Genomic DNA, 18,592 nt, shown 5'->3' with positions numbered 1-18,592 from the left:
TCGCCCCTACTTCGCCGTGGGCACGACGACGGCGTCGAACTGCTTCATCCGGTCGAGGACCGACTCGGCGGTCGGGTCGCGCATCTCGTCGACGATGCGCCCGTCCGCGAGGAACACCACGCGGTCCGCGTAGCTGGCCGCCCGGGGGTCGTGCGTGACGATCACGACGGTCTGCCCGAACTCGTCGACCGCGGCCCGCAGGATCGACATCACCTCACCCGAGGAGCGGGAGTCGAGGTTACCGGTGGGCTCGTCACCGAAGATGATGTCGGGCCGGCCGGCGAGCGCGCGAGCGCACGCCACCCGCTGCTGCTGACCGCCGGACAGCTCCCCCGGCCGGTGATCGAGCCGGTCGCCGAGCCCGAGACGGGTCACGACGGTGTCCAGCCATTCCCGGTCGACCTTGCGACCGGCGATGTCGACGGGCAGCGTGATGTTCTCGAGGGCAGTGAGCGTGGGCACCAGGTTGAACGCCTGGAAGACGAAGCCGATGCGGTCGCGGCGCAACTGGGTCATCTGCTTGTCGGACAGGTCGGTCAGATCGGTGTCCCCGAGGACCACCGCACCGGACGTGGCGGTGTCGAGGCCGGCGAGGCAGTGCATCAGCGTCGACTTCCCCGAACCCGAGGGGCCCATGATGGCGGTGAACTCCCCCGCCGCGAACTCCGCGTTCACCCCGTCGAGGGCGTGGACAGCGGTCTCACCGGTTCCGTAGATCTTGATCAGGTCGATAGCGCGCGCGGCGGTGGCGGTGTGGGCTGGCATGTCCACCATCTTCCTGACTTTTCCGACGAGGCACCATCGGGGACGTCCCGGATTCCTCGGGGCCGGATCTCGGGGTGACGCGCGGCGGGGTGCTGTGGCGGCGCCGCCGGGCGCTACCGTCGAGATCATGCGGATAGGAGCACACGTCCGGCAGGACGACGATCCGATCGGCTGCGGCGAACGATACGGCGCAGACCTGGTGCAACTGTTCCTCGGCGAGCCCCAGGGGTGGACGAAGCCGGGCACGCATCCCCGGCAGGAGCAGATCCGTGCGTCGGATGTCGCGGTGGTGGTGCACGCCCCCTACGTGATCAACGTCGCCAGCACGAACAACCGGTTGCGGATGCCGTCGCGCAAGGCCGTGGCCGAGCACGCGGAGGCGGCCGCCCGGATCGGCGCCTTCGGCCTGGTGGTGCACGGCGGCCACGTCCGGTCCGGGGAGGAGATCGCGGCGGGGGTGGAGAACTGGCGCAAGTTGTTCGAGCGGCAGGAGGACAAGGGCGGGTTCGCGGTACCCGTCCTGATCGAGAACACCGCGGGCGGCGACTTCGCGATGGCGCGGCACGTGGATGCCATCGCCCGGTTGTGGGACGCCGTCGGCGACTACGACGTCGGCTTCTGCCTCGACACCTGCCACGCCTGGGCGGGCGGCGAGGACCTCGTCGACGTCGTGGAACGGGTCCGGGCCGCGACCGGCCGGATCGACCTGGTCCACCTGAACAATTCCCGCGACGGCTTCGGTTCCGGCCGGGACCGCCACGCCGGCATCACCTCCGGCACGATCGATCCCGACCTGTTGGTGGCCGTGTGCCGGGCGGCGGACGCCCCGGTCGTCCTCGAAACCCCGGCGGAGGGAATTGCCGAGGACATCGCCTACCTGCGCGAACTCCTGGAGTGAGGCCCGCTTCCCGGAAACCGCTCCGTCACAGCCGTAACATCTTCCCCATGAAGCACGCCCGGATCGCCGTCGTCGCCCTCGCCCTGGTCCTCGCGGGCTGCTCGGACGCCGACAGCCCTGCGCCGTCCGCGTCGGCGAGCACCGCCACCTCGTCCGTCCCGTCCGGGTCCTCGTCGGGGTCGACGGACTCGTCGCGTGAGGAGCCCGCCCCCACCGACGCGGCGGACAAGACGTCACCCGCCTCGGCGGACGCGAAGCTGACCGTCACCGAGATCCGCACCGGCCGGCACGAGAACTTCGACCGGGTCGTGTACGAGATGGGCGGGACCGGCACCCCGGGATGGCGCGTCGGCTACGTCGACCGGGCGGTGCAGGACGGCAGCGGCAACGACGTGACCGTCGCGGGCGGCGCGATCCTGCAGGTGCTCATCGACGGGTCCGCGTACCCGTTCGACAGCGGTGTCGAGCCCTACTCCGGCCCGAACCCGGTGCTCGCGCAGCCGGGCGGCTCGGTCGTCGAGGTCAACGGCTCCGGGGTGTTCGAGGGCGTGACCCAGTCGTTCATCGGCGTCGCCGAGCCGAACACCCCGTTCGACGTGTACACGCTGACGAACCCGACCCGGCTGGTCGTCGACGTCGCGCGCTGATCCCGCGGTTCAGACCCGGCCGGGCGGGAAGCCGCCCGTCGCCACGGGACCCCAGTCGTCGACGGTGATGCGGATCAGGGACTTGCCCTGCGTGCGCATGGCCTCCCGGTACTCGTCCCAGTCGGGGTGCTCCCCGGCGACGGCGCGGAAGTACTCGACCAGCGGCTCGACCGAATCCGGCAGGTCGATCACCTCGGCGGTGCCGTCGATCTGGACGTACGGGCCGTTCCAGTCGTCGGAGTGGATCATGATCGACACGGCCGGGCGGCGGCGGATGTTCACGACCTTGGCGCGTTCCGGGTAGGTCGCGATCACGATGCGGCCGGCGTCGTCGAGCCCGCACGTGACCGGGGACATCTGCAGCCGGCCGTCGGACCGGGTGGTGACCAGCGTGCCGCGGTGACGCGGGCGGACGAACTCGAGCAACCGGTCACGGTCCACGCGGTCTGCGGTTGCGATCTTCGGTGCCATGTTCCCGACCCTACGTCCGCGGCCGCGACGACGACGAGCCTTCCTATCGGAGTGGCCGGGCAGAATTCCCCCGGCGGGACGCGACCGCGCCGACGGATCCGGTGGTGACGACACGGTCGCGTGGCGCCGCGCGACCTACCCTTGACCTCGAGTCCACTCGAGGTTCTACGGTCGGGCGACCGACTTCAGGAGGCTCCCCACATGAGCATGGAAGTGACCGCGTGGAACGCGATGTACAACGCGATGCACGCGCAGAGCGACCGGCGCCCGTTCTCGCGCGCCAGCCTGCGCCGGATCGCCGAGTTCGCCCGCCCCCACCGCCGCAACATCGGCATGTACCTGCTGCTGAGCGTCGTGATCGCCGCGCTCGGAGTGGCCACCCCCGTGTTGGCCGGCCGAGTGATCGATGCGATCGTCGACCGCGCCGACCTCTCGGTGATCACGTGGCTGGCGGTGCTGATCGCCGCGATCGCGCTCGTCGAGGCCGGCCTGGGGATCCTGAACCGCTGGCTGTCCGCGAGCATCGGCGAGGACCTGATCCTCGACCTGCGCACCACCGTGTTCGACCATGTGCAGCGCATGCCCGTCGCGTTCTTCACCCGCACCCGCACCGGCGCCCTCGTCAGCCGGCTCAACAGCGACGTGATCGGTGCCCAGCGGGCCTTCAGCGACACCCTCTCCGGGGTGGTCGGCAACCTCGTCACCCTCGCGATCACGCTGGTGGTGATGATCGGCATCTCGTGGCAGATCACGCTGCTCGCGCTGCTGCTGCTGCCGATCTTCGTGGTGCCCGCCCGGCACATGGGCGTACGACTCGCCCGACTGAATCGTGAAGCAGCCAACCACAATTCGATGATGAGCACCCAGATGACGGAGCGGTTCTCCGCGCCCGGGGCGACGCTGGTGAAGCTGTTCGGACGCCCGTCGCAGGAATCGTCGGAGTTCGCCGTCCGGGCCCGCCGGGTGCGTGACATCGGGGTGAAGACGGCGATGCTGCAGTCGGTGTTCGTCACCGCTCTGACGCTCGTGTCCGCCCTCGCGCTGGCCCTGGTCTACGGCCTCGGCGGCTTCTACGCGCTGCGCGGACAACTCGAGCCGGGCGCCGTCGTGGCGATGGCGATGCTGCTCACGCGGCTGTACTCGCCGCTGACCGCGCTCGCGAGCGCCCGCGTCGACGTGATGAGCGCGATGGTGAGCTTCGAGCGGGTCTTCGAGGTGCTCGACCTGCGGCCGCTGATCGAGGAGGCGCCCGACGCCCGCCCCGTCCCCGACGGTCCGGTCGCCGTCGAGTTCCGGCACGTGGACTTCGCGTACCCCTCCGCCGACAAGGTCTCGCTGGCCTCGCTGGAGGAGGTGGCCACCCTCGACACCCGCGGCGGCGCACCGGTCCTGCACGACGTGAGCTTCCGGGCCGCGCCCGGGCAGATGGTGGCCCTGGTGGGTTCCTCCGGCGCCGGCAAGTCCACCATCGCGCAGCTGGTGCCGCGGCTCTACGACACCGACGCCGGATCCGTGCTGCTCGGCGACGTCGACGTGCGCCGGCTGACGACCGCCTCGATCCGCGGCGCCGTCGGCATGGTGACCCAGGACGGGCACCTGTTCCACGACACCGTGCGGGCGAACCTGCTCCTGGCTCGCCCGGAGGCGACCGAGGACGAGTTGTGGGACGTACTGCGCCGGGCCCGGCTCACCGAGCTGATCCGCTCCCTTCCCGACGGCCTGGACACCGTCGTCGGCGAACGCGGGTACCGGCTCTCCGGGGGTGAACGCCAGCGGCTGACCATCGCGCGCCTGCTGCTCGCCCATCCGCGGGTGGTGATCCTCGACGAGGCCACCGCGCACCTGGACTCGACCTCGGAGGCCGCCGTGCAGGAGGCGCTCACGGAGGCGCTGGCCGGCCGGACGGCGGTGGTGATCGCGCACCGGTTGTCCACGGTCCGCGCGGCGGACCTCATCCTCGTGGTCGAGGACGGCCGCATCGTCGAGCGCGGCACCCACGCCGAACTGCTTGCCGCCGACGGCCGCTACGGCGAGCTGTACCGCACCCAGTTCGCCGATTCAGGACCGAAGATGTCCGCAATGGCCCCGACACTGGGCACATGACGACGAACGAGACCGACCTGCTGCTCCTCCTGCTCGACACTCAGCGCACCGCGTTCCGCAATGCGCTGTCCGGCCTGACCGAGGACCAGGCCCGCAGTGCACCCAGCGCCTCGGCGATGAGCCTGGCCTCACTGCTGAACCATGTGATCGACGGCGAGGTCGCGGCCGCCGACCGCATCTCCGGAACCGAGTCCCGCGACCCCGACCCCGTCGCGGCCTGGACGGCCGGGTGGGAGGTGCGCGACGACGAGACCGTCGCGGGTCAGCTCGCCCGGCTCGACACCGTCGCAGCTCGCTTCGCCGACGTGCTGCGGGCGGAGCCGGACCTCGGCCGGGTGGTGGACCTGCCGGAGAGCATCGCCCGCTGGCTGGACCAGGGCGTGCCGCTGAGTGTCCGCTTCCTGGTCCTGCACCAGATCGAGGAATGGGCCCGGCACGCCGGCCACGCCGACATCATCCGCGAATCCGTCGACGGGGCCACCGCCGACGTCCTGGCGGGCCGGGTCCGGTAGCCGGCACCGGCGAACCCGGACGGCGCCCCGCAGCCGCGATAGGCTGCCCGTAGGCACCACTGCCCGGGCGCCCCGGCGCCGTCGCCGCGAGATCCTGGAGGCCTGTCGCGTGACCGGACAACAGACCAGCACGGGCGCTGCGGGCGCCGCTCAGCACCCGATGTTCGAGAAGGTGGCGCGGGCCGGACAGGCCGCGAGCGGGGTGGTGCACCTGCTGATCGCGTACGTCGTGATCCAGGTTGCATTCGGCGATCCGGCCAGCGCCGATCAGTCCGGCGCGCTCCGCCAGCTCGCCGCCCAGCCCGGCGGCAGGATCGTCCTGTGGGTCCTGGCCGTGACGCTCACCGCCCTGGCGGTGTGGCGCCTGGTCGAAGCCGCGGTGGGCAAACGCTCGGACCTCGAGAAGCCCTCGGCCCTGGACCGGGTCAAGACCCTCGGGGTCGCGGTGGCCTACCTGGCGCTGGCGCTGACCGCGTTCCAGTTCGCGCGGGGCAGCGGCAAGTCGAGCAGTGAGCAGAACGCCGGATTGAGCGCCCGGTTGATGCAGTCCGGCGGCGGCAAGGTCCTGCTCGTCGCGGCCGGTCTGGTGATCATCGGCATCGGCGCCTACCACGTCTACAAGGGCGCGGCGAAGAAGTTCCTCGACGACCTGCACCGCGGGCGGCTGCCCCGGTACGCCGAGCCGCTCGGTGTCGTCGGGTACGTCGCGAAGGGCCTGGCGATCGCCGGTGCCGGCGTCCTGGTCCTCGTCGCGACGTTCACCGCCGACCCGTCCAAGGCGACGGGACTGGACGGTGCCCTCAAGACGCTGGGCACCGCCCCGTTCGGTCAGATCCTGCTCGTCGCGGCCGGTCTCGGCATCGCCGCGTACGGCGTGTACTGCTTCGTCCTGGCGCGGTACGGGAAGATGTGAGTCTCGCGGGCGCGCTCAGGTGCGCCCGCGATCACCACCGGTGCCCTCAGTCGCGCCCGCGATAGCCGCCGGTGCCGTGTCCACCGGACTGCCCGCGCTCGCCCGAGCGTTCCCGGAAGCCACGGTGCGGCTTGTCGCCGCGCCCGCCGAAGTCCTTGCCGCGGCCGCCGCGATCGCCCCAGTCCTTCTTGCCGCCGTACTCCCTGCGCTCACCCTGGCGGCGCTCCCCGCGGTCGTCGCGCGGACGGTAGGACGACGGGCGGCCCGACGGGGCCCCGCTGTCGGGCTGCAGCTGGATCAGCACACCCGAGATGCGGGTGCCCCGCAACGCCTCGAGCGTCTCCGGCGACAGGTCCTTCGGCAGCTCGACGAGGCTGTGATCCGGGCGGATGCTGATGTGCCCGAAGTCGCTGCGGCGCAGGCCGCCCTCGTTGGCGATGGCGCCGACGATCGCGCCGGGCACCACCCGGTGGCGCTTGCCCACGGCGATGCGGTAGGTGACCAGTTCCTGCCCGTCCCGCCCGACACGGGACGCACCGTCGTCGTCGAACCGGCGCGGCGGCCGCTCCCGCGGCTCGCGTTCGCGCCGCGGCGGTGCCACGGGCTCGGGTTCGGCCTCCATGAGGAACGACTCCCCGTCGCGGGAGAGCACCGCGAGCGCCGCCGCGATGTCGGCGAGAGGCACGTCGTGCTCGCGCTCGTAGTCCTCGACGAATCGCCGGAACAACGCCAGATGGTCGGAGGTGAGCGCCTCGGTGATGGAGTCGTTGAACTTCTCGACGCGCTGGGCGTTGACATCCTCCACCGACGGCAGCTGGATCTCGGTGAGCGGCTGCCGGGTGGCCCGCTCGATCGCCTTGAGCAGGTGCCGCTCGCGGGGGGCGACGAACAGGAGCGCGTCACCGCTGCGGCCGGCCCGGCCGGTGCGGCCGATGCGGTGCACGTAGGACTCGGTGTCGTGCGGGATGTCGTAGTTCACGACGTGGCTGATGCGGTCGACGTCCAGGCCGCGGGCCGCGACGTCCGTCGCGACGAGGATGTCCAGCGCGCCGCTCTTGAGCTGCCCGATGGTGCGTTCGCGCTGGGCCTGGACGATGTCGCCGTTGATCGCGGCGGCCGAGAAGCCCCGGGCCCGCAGCCGCTCCGCGAGGTCCTCGGTGGCCTGCTTCGTCCGGACGAAGATGATCATCGCCTCGAACTGCTCGACCTCGAGAATCCGGGTCAGGGCGTCGAGCTTGCGCTGGTGCGACACGAGCACCCAGCGCTGGGAGATGTTCGCCGACGTCGTCGTCTTCGACTTGACCGTGATCTCGACCGGGTCGTGCAGATACTGCTTGGACAACCGGCGGATGGCGCCCGGCATGGTCGCCGAGAACAGCGCGACCTGCTTGCTCTCGGGGGTGTCGGCGAGGATCCGCTCGACGTCCTCCTGGAAGCCCATGGTGAGCATCTCGTCGGCCTCGTCGAGCACGAGGAACTCGAGCTCGGAGATGTCGAGGGTGCCCTTGGCGAGGTGATCGATCACACGTCCGGGCGTGCCCACGATGACCTGCGCGCCCCGGCGCAGCCCGGACAGCTGCACGCCGTAGCTCTGGCCGCCGTAGATGGGCAGCACGTGCAGACCCGGGATGTGCGCCGAATACTTGCCGAAAGCCTCGGCGACCTGCAGGGCGAGCTCGCGGGTGGGCGCCAGGATCAGCGCCTGGGGCCGTTTCACCGCGGTGTCGATCCGCGACAGGATCGGCACCGCGAACGCGGCGGTCTTGCCGGTACCGGTCTGCGCGAGACCGACGACGTCGCGCCCCTCCAGCAGCGGCGGGATGGTGGCCGCCTGGATCGGCGACGGGTTCTCGTAGCCCACATCCGAAAGCGCCTGCAGCACACGGGCGTCGATGTCGAGATCGGCGAACGTGGGGGTGGCGGTGTCGGCTTCGGGGTCTTGCACAGTATCACTCATTTGACCTGCAGTTTATCGGATGGACGGCCATGACCCCTCCACAGCGCCCGGACGGGGGTCCCCGACCACCCTATCCGCCCGCCGAACCCGGCGCCGTCGCCGCCAGATGGCGGGCCCACAGCCGCAGCGCCGGCCGCACCGGCGGGTACTCGAGTCCGTGCCGGCGGGCGAGGGCGGCGGCGGACGCCGTCGGGTAGGTGTCGGCGCTGAGAAAGCTCAGGGTCTCCTTCTCCGCACCGGTCACGCGGGACGGCAGCGCCCGCAGCACCGCCACGGGTATCCGCCGGCGTGGTGCGGGGACGCCGAGTTCGTCGGCGAGCAGGGCGACGAGTTCGGGCAGCGGAGGGGTGGCCTCGTCGAGGACCCAGTAGGCCTGCCCCACCGTCTCCGGATCGCGCGGCACCAGCGCCAGGAACCGGGCCAGATGGTCGACGGTGACGACGGGCAGCACGGTGCGCCGGGAGCCGGGCACGGCGCGCAGCTGCCCGCGGGCGAGTTGCACGACCAGCTCCGCGAGACCGAGGTACTGATCGGCCGCCCCGGTGCGGGAGTCGCCGATCACCGTCCCGGGATTGACGACCGTGAGGGGAACCCCGAGTTCGGCGGCGAGTGCACGCACCACAGCGTCGGCTTCGATCTTCGACGCCTCGTACGCGCCGAACCTGCGGTAGGTGCGCCGCCGGTGCCGCCGGGGCCACGGCGCCGGCACGGCCGGGTACGCCGCGACCCGGTAGCCGCTGACGTGCACGAGCCGGCGCGCGCCCGCCACCGCCGCGAATCGGGTGATCTTCGCCGCCAGAACGACGTTCACCTCCCGCGCCGCGTGCGCGGTCATCCCGAAGGCGAACGCGGCGGCCAGGTTGTAGACGTCACGCACGTCCGCCGGCGCGGGATCGAGGGCGAGCTCGGCGGCGTCCGGGTCGAACACGTGGACCGAGAGCCGGTCGAGCGGCACCCCGTCGGCGGCGAGCCGGTCGCGCAGGCGTGCCCCGGACTCCGCCGAACGCACCGCGGCGACGACGAGGACGTCCCCGTCGGGGCCGGTGAGCAGGTCCCGCAGCAGTCCGCGGCCGAGGAACCCCGTCGCCCCGAAGACCACCGCGGCGCTCATCGTCCGGCTCCGACGAGGTCGAGTGCGACCGCGCGGGCGTCCGCGAGGGGGGCCACGTCGTGCCGGGCACGGGCGACGGTGGTGGCGCCCTCGACGAGGCTGACGATCACCCCGGCGAGCCGGGCGGCATCGGGTACCCCGTCGCGGGCGAGCACGCGCTCGAGGATCACGCGCCACGATTCGTAGACGCGGGCGCAGCTCTGCTGCAGCACAGGGTTGTCGGCGGCGGCGTCGACGGCGACGGCGACCACGGCGCAGCCGGCCGCGAACCCGGCCCCCTCGAGCCGGGCCGCGAGGTCGTCGAACACCGCGGCGACGATCTCGGCGGCGGTCCGCCCCTCGGCCAGCAGCTCCTCGAGTAGGCCGGTGAACTCGGCGCCCACCCGGTCCAGGGCCGCCACGACGAGTTCGTCCTTGCCGCCGGGGAAGTGGAAGTACACCGAGCCGCGCGGCGCCCCGGAGGCGTCGGTGATGCGGCCCAGCCCGGTGCCGTGGTAGCCGCGGGACTGGATCAGATCCAGCGTGGTGTCGATCATGCGCGCCTTCGTGCGCGCTCCCTTGGTGGTCACCCCTAAACAATAGACCGGTCTACATATTTCTGTCGATGCCGACGGACCTGGCGCGGCAGCCCGCATGCGACGGAAGGCACACTGAACCCGTTCCACTCTCGTAAGACGAAAGGACCGTCCGGTGTCGGAGCCCGTCAGCATTCCCACCCACTGGTACAACATCGCGGGAGATCTGCCCGACGCCCCGCCGCCGCACCTGCATCCCGGCACGAGGGAGCCGGTCACGGCCGCCGATCTCGAACCGCTGTTCGCCGCGGGGCTGATCGAGCAGGAGCTCTCCACCGAGACCGACATCGCGATCCCCGAGCCCGTCCGGGAGGCGTACGCGACCTACCGCACCACGCCGCTGCTGCGGGCCCGGTCCTTCGAGCGGGCGCTCGGCACCGCCGCCCGCATCTACGTCAAGTACGAGGGCGTGAGCCCGGTGGGCAGCCACAAGACGAATTCGGCTCTCGCGCAGGCGTACTACAACTCCGTCGACGGCGTGAAGAAGCTCACCACCGAGACCGGCGCCGGCCAGTGGGGCAGCGCCCTGTCGTTCGCATGCGCCAAGTTCGGCATCGACCTCGAGGTGTGGCAGGTGCGCGCCTCGTACGAGTCCAAGCCGTACCGCAGGCACCTCATCGAGGTGTACGGCGGCACCGTGCACTCGAGCCCGTCGGACCTCACCGCGTCCGGCCGCAAGGTCCTCGACGAGCAGCCGGACACCCCCGGCTCGCTGGGCATCGCCGTGTCCGAGGCTGTCGAGGTCGCCGCCGGCGATCCCGCCGCCCGGTATGCGCTCGGCAGCGTGCTCAACCACGTCGTGCTGCACCAGACCGTGATCGGCCTCGAGGCCGTCGAGCAACTGCGTGCCGCCGGCGAGGAGCAGGCCGACGTCGTGTTCGGGTGCGCCGGCGGCGGCTCCAACCTCGCGGGTCTGTCGTTCCCGTTCCTGCGCGAGGTGCTGCACGGCCGTGCCACCACCCGGGTGGTGGCGGCCGAGCCCGCCGCGTGCCCGTCCATCACGCGCGGCGAGTACCGCTACGACCACGGCGACATCGTGGGCCTGACCCCGCTGCTCAAGATGCACACCCTCGGTCAGGATTTCATTCCCGATCCCATCCACGCCGGTGGGCTGCGCTATCACGGCATGGCGCCACTGCTGAGTCACACCGTCGAACTGGGATACGTGCAGGGCACAGCCGTGGCGCAGACCGACGCCTTCGGTGCGGCGGTCGAGTTCGCCCGCACCGAGGGCATCGTGCCGGCCCCCGAGTCGGCCCACGCGATCGCGGCGGCCGCCGAGTACGCGCGGACCGTGACCGAACCCGAGGTGATCGTGATCGGGCTGTCGGGGCACGGGCAGCTCGACCTGCCGGCCTACGCCGCCTACCTGCACGGCGAGCTCGGATAGCAGCTCGGATAGCGCTGCCGGCGTGTCTTCCCCCTGTGATCGGGGGGAAGACACGCCGAAGAACGCTGTGATGCAACACACTGCCGGTCATCGGCGATACACCTGTGGAACCGCTTCATCGCGCGATGTCACCACCGGGAGGCCCTGATGCCCGACGCAGCCGACAACCTGGCCCTGCGCCTGCTCGACGCAGTGCACCGCACCCGAGGGATAGACCCTGGGATCGTCACCGATCGCTACCGGGCCTACCGGGCGGCGCAGGGCGCGGACGCCGGCCACGACGGGATCCGCGCGCTTCTGCGTACCTTCGAGGAGACCGGCGGCAGCGCCCAGTGGGCCGGCAAGGTCGGGCACTACCGTCGTCGCTACAGCCCCGAGGACGCGCCCATCGCCGCCGACACCGTCGAACTGGCCGCCGATGTCCTGCACCGGCACGGCGTCGACTCGGTGGACGACCTCGCCGGCACGGACGACACGACCCTCGCCGACGAGTGGCAGCGGGCCGGGGGCGACCCCGCCGTCTGGCAGCCGCTCCTCGACGCCCTGCGCCCGGCCCGGGCCCTGTCCGGCGTCGCCTGACCGACCCCCGCGGGCCGCGGCAAACCCGCCCGGCCACCCGTCGGCCGGGCGCATACTCGACGCATGCGTTATTCCGGCCGTCCGGAGGCCGGGCGGCGGCTGGCCCGCTCGGTTGCCCACCTGCGCGACGCGAACCCTGTGATCCTGGCGCTCCCCCGCGGCGGGATCCCCGTCGCACGGGAGGTGGCACACGCGCTCGACGCCCCGCTCGACGTACTCGTCGTCCGCAAACTGGGGGTGCCGTGGCAACCGGAACTGGCGATGGGCGCCATCGCCGAGGGCGGCTTCCGCGTGCTCAACGAGGACGTCATCCGTATCGGCCGGGTGGCCGAGGACTCGATCGAACGGATCGAGGCCCGCGAACGCACCGAACTCGACCGTCGCGCCCGGCTGCTGCGCGGCGGCAAGGAGCGCACGTCGCTGTCGGGACGCACGGTCGTCCTCGTCGACGACGGCATGGCCACCGGCGCGACCGCCGCCGTCGCCTGCCTGGCCGCGCGGGAGTCCGGGGCCGAGCGGGTGGTGCTGGCGGTTCCCGTGGCCTCCCCGGAGGCGGCGCGACGCGTCCGAGCGGTGGCCGACGAGGTGGTGTGCCCGTTCACGCCTGCCGACCTGGGCAGCGTCGGGGCCGCGTACGACGACTTCCATCAGCTCTCCGACGACGAGGCCGCCCGCCTGCTCGAATCCGCCTGAGCACCTGCCGCGCCGACCGGTATCCGTGTCCAGAATTCACAGGTATATCTACAGGTCAGCGCGAAAAGGCTACAAATCGGGCACCCCCGCTGCTGCATTTTCCAGCCTCGTGTGATGCAATGCACATCCACAAGTGGAAAATTGATGGAGGGGTCACCGTGAAAGAGTTTGCCGTGCCACAGTCGTTCTCGATCCCCGAGGACGCATCGATGGCGGAGGCCGTCTTCCGGCACGAAAAGGAGTCGCCGACCTGGGTGCCGTTCGAGCGCCGGATCGACGGCCGGTGGGTCAGCGTCACCGCCGCCGAGTTCGCCGCCCAGGTCCGCGGGGTGGCCAAGGGCCTGATGGCGTCCGGGATCGAGCTCGGTGACCGGGTCGCGATCCTGTCGAGCACGCGCTACGAGTGGGTCCTGATCGACTACGCGATCTGGGCTGCCGGTGGCTGCACCGTCGCCATCTACGAGACCTCCTCGGCCGACCAGGCCCAGTGGATCCTCGAGGATTCGGGGACCTCGCTGCTCGTCGTCGAGAACGACGGCCACGCCCGAACGGTTGCGACGGTGGCCGAGGCCGCGCCGGCCCTGCGCGAGGTCCTGCAGATCGAGGGCGCACCGGGCGCCAAGAGCGCCGTCGACGAGCTGATCGCCCGGGGTGCGGCGATCACCGACGCACAGCTCGAGGAGCGGCGCCACCAGGTGCGGGCCGAGTCCCCCGCCACACTGATCTACACCTCGGGCACCACCGGCCGCCCCAAGGGCGTGCAGCTGACCCACAGCAACCTGTGGGCCGAGGCCGCCGCCGTCAAGCTCGCCCTCCCAAACTCCATGGTGAGCGGCAAGCGGACCCTGCTGTTCCTGCCCCTCGCCCACGTGTTCGCCCGCGAGATCTCGTTCGGCGCCTTCGAGCACGGCGTGACCGTCGCGCACACCTCCGACCTGACCACGCTGCTCGACCAGCTCGGCGAGTTCAAGCCGAACTTCATCCTGTCGGTCCCGCGCGTGTTCGAGAAGGTCTACAACTCGGCCAAGCAGAAGGCGTACGACGGCGGCAAGGGCAAGATCTTCGAGAAGGCCTCCGACACCGCCATCGCGTACAGCGAGGCGCTGGACAAGGGCGGGGCCGGCCTCGGCCTGAAGATCAAGCACTTCGTCTTCGACAAGCTGGTGTACAGCAAGCTGCGCGCGGCCCTCGGCGGCGAGTGCGAGCAGGCGGTCTCCGGCGGCGCCGCCCTCGGCGCGCGCCTGGGCCACTTCTTCCGCGGCGTCGGCATTCCCATCTACGAGGGCTACGGCCTGACCGAGACCACGGGTGGCGTCACCCTCAACACCCCCGAGCACCAGCGGGTGGGCAGCGTCGGCCGGCCGGTCAACGGGCACGCCGCACGCATCGCCGAGGACGGCGAGCTGCTGCTCAAGGGCCCCGCGGTGTTCGGCGGCTACTGGAAGAACGAGAAGGCCACCGCCGAAGCGATCGTCGACGGCTGGTTCCACACCGGTGACATCGGCAGGATCGACGAGGACGGGTTCGTCCACATCACCGGCCGCAAGAAGGAGCTCATCGTCACCGCCGGCGGCAAGAACGTCGCCCCGGCCGTGCTCGAGGACGCGCTCCGGGCACACCCGCTGATCAGCCAGGTCATCGTCGTCGGCGACGCGAAGCCGTTCATCGGCGCGCTGATCACCCTCGATCCCGAGGCCCTGCCCGGCTGGAAGGAACGCCACGGCATCGCCGCCGACGCTCCGGTCTCCGAGCTGCTCGGGCATCCCGACCTGATCGCGGAGATCGACGCCGCGGTCGCCGAGGGCAACAAGAAGGTCTCCAACCCCGAGCAGATCAAGAAGTACCGGATCCTCGAGGTGGACTTCACCATCGAGACCGGCGAGCTGACCCCGACGCTCAAGCTCAAGCGCAACGTCATCCACGAGGCGCACGGCACGGCGATCGAGGCCATCTACTCGTAGGGCCATCTACTCGTAGGGCCATCTACTCGTAGGGCCATGCCCCGGCTGAGCGAATGCATCCTCCACCTCCGCGGCGAGGGATGCATTCGCTCACTCGCGTCGGTGGGCCGGCACGTCGGTCACGGCCAGGACGAACTCGGCGACGTCGCGGGTCACCGTGCGGTGCACCGGCTCGTGCAGCAGGTCGTGGCCTGCGTCCGGGTACTCGCGCAGCTCCAACGCCGGGATCGTCCGGGACCAGGCCCGGACGGGCTCGATCGGGGCCAGCCGGTCGTCGACGCCGTGCACCGCGAGCAGCGGTATGCGCGCCTGCGCGAGGATCTCGGCCGTCGCGGGCACGGCCGCCGATCGAGGCGTCCCGCACAGCACGGCGCCGCGGAATCGGCCGGCGTCGGTGCGCAGCACCGTGAGGGCGGTTCCCGCGCCGAGCGAGTGCCCCATCACCACCAACGGCATCCCCGGCTCCGCGCGCTCGGCCAGCTCGGCGACGCACAGCAGGTCGGCCGCCAGGTCGTCGACGGCGCCCGGTTCACCGGGGTTGCCCTCGGACAGGCCGTGCCCGGCGAGATCGAGGCCCCACACCGCGATGCCGTGCGGCGCCAGACCCGCGGCGAAGCGATGGTAGTGACCGGTGTGCTGACGCATCCCGTGGGCGAAGACGACGGCGGCCGTCGCGCCGTCGACGGACCAGTGCCGGTAGTGGACGCGGCCGGTGCTGCCGTCGAAAAAGGGCATGCGGCCATTGTGCGCCGGTGCACAATCGCGGGATTACACCGACCACCGCCGTCGAGCGCAGCCGAGCCGAGGGGCGCGCCGCCCGCACCCGCATGCCCCGCAGTGCGCACGGCGAAATTCGTTGTCCCGAACGGGATCCGGTCGCGATCTTCGAACAGCAGAACCGCACCCGACTGCCGGAACTGGTGCCGATCCGGTACGAACGGATGACGGAGTCGCCGTTCGCCTACTACCGCGGCAGCGCCGCCGCGATGGCGGGGGACCTGTCCACCGAGCCGGTGACGGGGCCCCACGTGGTGGCGTCGGGCGATGCACATCTGGCGAATTTCGGCCTGTACGCCTCGCCGGAGCGCCGAGTCCTGTTCGACCTCAACGACTTCGACGAAGCGTATCCGGCGCCGTGGGAATGGGACGTCAAACGGCTGGCCGCGTCGGTGTGGTTGGCCGGCCGTCAGGCCGGGCGCACCGAGCAGCAGTGCCGGGACGCGACCCTCACGACGGTGCGCTCGTACCGCGAGACGATCCGCTTCCTGTCCGACCTGACGGCCACCGAGCGGTTCTACTTCCAGGTCGACGCGGACGAGATCGAGCAGGCGTCGCGGAATCCGGAGGCGATACGCGCCGTCGTGCAGAAGGCACGGGGCCGCACCTCCGAACAGGTCCTGAGGAAGCTGACGGTTACCACGGCCGACGGCGCACCGCGCATCGTCGACCAACCCCCGATCGTCCGGCACCTCGACATCGGGTCGCTCGAAGCCATCGAGGGGATCGTCGCGTCCTACCGGGCGACGGTGCGGGCGGACGTCCTGCTGCTGCTCTCCCAGTACCGCGTCGTGGATTTCGCGATGCGGATCGTGGGAGTGGGCAGTGTGGGCACCCGGTGCTTCGTCGTCCTGCTGCTCGGGCCGGCCGACGAGCCGCTGTTCCTCCAGGTCAAGGAGGCCGGACAGTCGGTGCTGGAGACGCACGGCGGGATCCGCGAGACTCCCCACCGCGTCGCGTCCGAACTCATCACGCACGGCCAGGGCGCCCGGGTCGTGGGTGCGCAGCGAATCCTGCAGGCCCACTCGGATCCGCTCCTCGGCTGGATCACCGGCGTGCCCGGTCCGGACGGCGTGCGACGGGACTTCTACGTCCGGCAGTTCCGTGACATGAAGGGATCGGTGCAGTGGGATCGGTTGAGTGCCGCACAGTCGGAGCGGTACGGCCGGTTGTGCGGGGCGCTGCTCGCCCGTGCCCACAGCCAGAGCCCGGTCGGCGCGTTCGTCGCCGGGTACCTCGGCCGCGGGACGGTCTTCGACGAGGCGGTCGCGCGGTGGTCGGCCGCCTACGCCGATCGCACGGAGCAGGACTGGCGGGCGCTGTGCGACAAGGGGCCGTAGGTCACCAGCAGCGCCCCTCGCCGCGGTAGGTGGGGACGGTGGTGCGGGTGCCGTCGGCGTCGACGAGGTGCAGTTCCGCGAACCGCTCGCACAGCTCCCCCGCCTTGGCGTGCCGCAACCATACGCGCCCGCCGACGGGCAGATCCGCCGCGGCACGGCCGGTGACGGGGGTCTGCACCTCACCGGCCCCCTCGGCGCGCAGCAGCCGCAGGCCGGCGGGACGGACCGGACGCGGCACCCGCGAGGGACCCGCCGGGCCGGAGGCGATGTAGCCGCCCCCGAAGAGGGTGGCGACGGTGGGGCCGGGCCTGCGCACCGTGGGCAGTGCGAAATACAGCGCAGGGCGCGGGGTGAAGGCCCGGTAGCGATCGAACAGCGTGGGCACGTACAGACCGGAGCCGGCGGTGACCTCGGTGACGACCGGGTCGGCGGAGCTGACCTCGAGCGAGCCGGTGCCGCCGCTGTTGACGATCTCGAGGTCGCCGACGACAGCACGGACGGCCCCGGCGACGGCGCCGCGCCGAGTGGACAGCTCGGCGGCCGAGCGGCGTTTGACCCACCGGACCGCCGGCGAGGTGTCGGGCAGACCGGCGATCTGCGCCTCGTAGAACATCACGCCGACGACGGCGAAACCGGCGGTCGTCGCGCAGCGCGCAAGCTGCGCCACCTCGTCGGGGGTGCGCAGCGGCGAGCGCCGCACACCGAGATGCACCGGCCCGAGCCGCAGTGACGCGTCCACGTCGAGGCACACGCGGGGACGCACGCGGGCGGTGCCGAGGGCGTCGCGGACGATGCCGAGCTGGGCGGCGGAGTCGACCATGAGGGTGACGGCGTCGAGCGCCTGCGGCCGGCCGGCCAGTTCGGCGAGCGCGGCTCGGTCGACGGTCGGATAGCCGAGAAGCACGTCGCGGGCGCCGCGCTCGACCAGCCAGAGCGCTTCGCGCAGCGAGTACGCCATGATCCCACGGAATCCGGCCCTGGCGGTGAGGCCGGTGCCGAGCACCTCCTCGAGGACGGCGCGGCACCGGACGGACTTGCTCGCCACTCGCACGGGGGTACCCCCGGCGCGGCGGACGAGGTCGGCGGCGTTGCTCCGGAGCGTGGGGAGATCGACGGCCGCGAGCGGGGGGTCCAGGTCGGCCGTCGCGTCGTGGAGCCGGTCGAGGGGGTGGGTCACGGCGGGGTCCAATCCACGGCAGGTCGGGGGTCGCGGCCAGTCAAGCACCGAGTTGGACCTGTGTCCAGGTTCAGGTCGTTTCCACGGCCCGTCCGGCGACGATCGCGGCGATGTCGTCGAGTTCGGTGACGATGGCGTCGCCGTCCCGATCGACCAGCCATCGCAGGACCAGTCCGTCGAGCATGGCCAGCGCGAGCCGGGCGACGGTCGAGACGGGCTCGATCCACTCGGTGCCGGTGCGGGCGGCGCACTCCTCGAGGAACGTCCGTGCCTCGACGTCCATGATGCGGTACTGATCGGTGGCGATGTTGCCGCCGAGGGGCTCGCCGGCATCGCGGTGACGCAGCGAGTACGCCGTGATCTCGTAGGTGAGCAGCTGCCGGTCGGGCGTCTTCTCGATCGTCGGCCACATCGCGTTGATCCCCACGTAGAGCAGCTGCCGCAAGCCGCGCAGGCCCTGCGGGTCGGGTCCGTCCTGCGGGAGGGTGAAGGCGGTGCGCAGCGCCTGGCTGAGCTGGAGCACCAGCGCCTCCCCCATCGCGGCGACGAGGGCCTCCTTGCTCTCGAAGCAGTAGTGCACCACCCCGAGGGAGACGCCGGCGTGCTCGGCGACCGCCCGCACGGTGACGGCCCCGAGACCCCCGCCCTCTGCCAGCGCGAGAGCGGATTCGACGAGTTGGGCTCGACGTTGGTCCGCCGGCAACCGGTTCAGCATGCCTCCGA

General features: G+C 71.5%; 18 protein-coding genes. 10 read left to right on the top strand and 8 right to left on the bottom strand.

The genetic code is table 11. The features are described from left to right. Positions 1-6: 6 nt before the first annotated feature. Positions 7-765: an ABC transporter ATP-binding protein gene (locus F1734_RS09485; protein WP_026138003.1), complete on the bottom strand. Its 759-nt coding sequence runs from the start codon at positions 763-765 to the stop codon at positions 7-9. A gap of 127 nt (positions 766-892) precedes the next feature. Between F1734_RS09485 and F1734_RS09480 the strand changes: the two genes are divergently transcribed. Together F1734_RS09480 and F1734_RS09475 are read left to right on the top strand one after the other, a co-directional pair. Continuing rightward, positions 893-1,663: a deoxyribonuclease IV gene (locus F1734_RS09480; RefSeq protein ID WP_102031922.1), complete on the top strand. Its 771-nt coding sequence runs from the start codon at positions 893-895 to the stop codon at positions 1,661-1,663. Between the two features lie 47 nt (positions 1,664-1,710). Then, complete coding sequence (locus F1734_RS09475) at positions 1,711-2,310, top strand: AMIN-like domain-containing (lipo)protein (protein ID WP_010592384.1); 600 nt, start codon at positions 1,711-1,713, stop codon at positions 2,308-2,310. Between the two features lie 9 nt (positions 2,311-2,319). On the opposite strand, the gene F1734_RS09470 is transcribed toward F1734_RS09475, so the two are convergent. Then, complete coding sequence (locus tag F1734_RS09470) at positions 2,320-2,781, bottom strand: PPOX class F420-dependent oxidoreductase (RefSeq protein WP_102030832.1); 462 nt, start codon at positions 2,779-2,781, stop codon at positions 2,320-2,322. Positions 2,782-2,982: 201 nt separating this feature from the next. Between F1734_RS09470 and F1734_RS09465 the strand changes: the two genes are divergently transcribed. The 3 genes from F1734_RS09465 to F1734_RS09455 all read left to right on the top strand — a co-directional run bounded on the left by F1734_RS09465 (position 2,983) and on the right by F1734_RS09455 (position 6,309). Then, a complete protein-coding gene (locus F1734_RS09465; protein WP_102030833.1) occupies positions 2,983-4,884 on the top strand; it encodes an ABC transporter ATP-binding protein in 1,902 nt (633 codons plus the stop codon). After that, complete coding sequence (locus F1734_RS09460; RefSeq protein ID WP_203011557.1) at positions 4,881-5,396, top strand: mycothiol transferase; 516 nt, start codon at positions 4,881-4,883, stop codon at positions 5,394-5,396. Before F1734_RS09465 ends, F1734_RS09460 begins: the two co-directional genes overlap by 4 nt. 109 nt (positions 5,397-5,505) lie before the next feature. Continuing rightward, positions 5,506-6,309 carry a DUF1206 domain-containing protein gene (locus tag F1734_RS09455; protein WP_010592389.1) on the top strand — a complete coding sequence of 268 codons (804 nt, stop codon included), beginning with the start codon at positions 5,506-5,508 and terminating at the stop codon, positions 6,307-6,309. Positions 6,310-6,355: 46 nt separating this feature from the next. Here the strand turns inward: F1734_RS09455 and F1734_RS09450 are convergent, their stop codons facing one another. The 3 genes from F1734_RS09450 to F1734_RS09440 form a co-directional block, all read right to left on the bottom strand. After that, positions 6,356-8,266 (bottom strand): DEAD/DEAH box helicase, encoded by a 1,911-nt coding sequence (locus tag F1734_RS09450; protein WP_082752451.1) that lies wholly within the window; start codon positions 8,264-8,266, stop codon positions 6,356-6,358. 70 nt (positions 8,267-8,336) lie between these two features. Beyond that, complete coding sequence (locus F1734_RS09445) at positions 8,337-9,377, bottom strand: SDR family oxidoreductase (protein ID WP_017681742.1); 1,041 nt, start codon at positions 9,375-9,377, stop codon at positions 8,337-8,339. After that, entirely contained in the window at positions 9,374-9,946 is a 573-nt protein-coding gene (locus F1734_RS09440) for a TetR/AcrR family transcriptional regulator (protein ID WP_238424133.1), read from the bottom strand. Before F1734_RS09440 ends, F1734_RS09445 begins: the two co-directional genes overlap by 4 nt. 121 nt (positions 9,947-10,067) lie before the next feature. Here F1734_RS09440 and F1734_RS09435 point away from each other — a divergent pair, with 121 nt between their 5' ends. From F1734_RS09435 to F1734_RS09420, 4 genes are all read left to right on the top strand, one after another. After that, the gene (locus F1734_RS09435; protein WP_040275616.1) at positions 10,068-11,342 is read left to right on the top strand and encodes a TrpB-like pyridoxal phosphate-dependent enzyme; all 1,275 of its coding nucleotides are present in this window, start codon (positions 10,068-10,070) and stop codon (positions 11,340-11,342) included. 147 nt (positions 11,343-11,489) lie between these two features. Continuing rightward, positions 11,490-11,921 carry a hypothetical protein gene (locus F1734_RS09430; protein WP_040275613.1) on the top strand — a complete coding sequence of 144 codons (432 nt, stop codon included), beginning with the start codon at positions 11,490-11,492 and terminating at the stop codon, positions 11,919-11,921. A gap of 63 nt (positions 11,922-11,984) precedes the next feature. Beyond that, on the top strand, positions 11,985-12,614 hold the full coding sequence (locus F1734_RS09425; protein WP_040275610.1) for a phosphoribosyltransferase: 630 nt from the start codon (positions 11,985-11,987) through the stop codon (positions 12,612-12,614). 158 nt (positions 12,615-12,772) lie between these two features. Next, positions 12,773-14,575 (top strand): AMP-dependent synthetase/ligase, encoded by a 1,803-nt coding sequence (locus F1734_RS09420; protein ID WP_010592396.1) that lies wholly within the window; start codon positions 12,773-12,775, stop codon positions 14,573-14,575. A gap of 90 nt (positions 14,576-14,665) precedes the next feature. On the opposite strand, the gene F1734_RS09415 is transcribed toward F1734_RS09420, so the two are convergent. Further along, positions 14,666-15,310 carry an alpha/beta hydrolase gene (locus tag F1734_RS09415; RefSeq protein ID WP_010592397.1) on the bottom strand — a complete coding sequence of 215 codons (645 nt, stop codon included), beginning with the start codon at positions 15,308-15,310 and terminating at the stop codon, positions 14,666-14,668. 32 nt (positions 15,311-15,342) lie between these two features. Between F1734_RS09415 and F1734_RS09410 the strand changes: the two genes are divergently transcribed. Then, positions 15,343-16,692: a DUF2252 domain-containing protein gene (locus F1734_RS09410; protein ID WP_203011831.1), complete on the top strand. Its 1,350-nt coding sequence runs from the start codon at positions 15,343-15,345 to the stop codon at positions 16,690-16,692. A gap of 1 nt (position 16,693) precedes the next feature. Here the strand turns inward: F1734_RS09410 and F1734_RS09405 are convergent, their stop codons facing one another. Both F1734_RS09405 and F1734_RS09400 read right to left on the bottom strand, forming a co-directional pair. Further along, complete coding sequence (locus F1734_RS09405; protein WP_010592399.1) at positions 16,694-17,869, bottom strand: amino acid deaminase/aldolase; 1,176 nt, start codon at positions 17,867-17,869, stop codon at positions 16,694-16,696. Positions 17,870-17,939: 70 nt separating this feature from the next. Beyond that, positions 17,940-18,584 (bottom strand): TetR/AcrR family transcriptional regulator, encoded by a 645-nt coding sequence (locus F1734_RS09400; protein ID WP_010592400.1) that lies wholly within the window; start codon positions 18,582-18,584, stop codon positions 17,940-17,942. Between the last annotated feature and the right edge of the window lie 8 nt (positions 18,585-18,592).

Source organism: Rhodococcus ruber (assembly GCF_016804345.1).
GTDB lineage: Bacteria > Actinomycetota > Actinomycetes > Mycobacteriales > Mycobacteriaceae > Rhodococcus > Rhodococcus ruber.
This window is presented reverse-complemented; position numbering and strand designations above follow the sequence as displayed.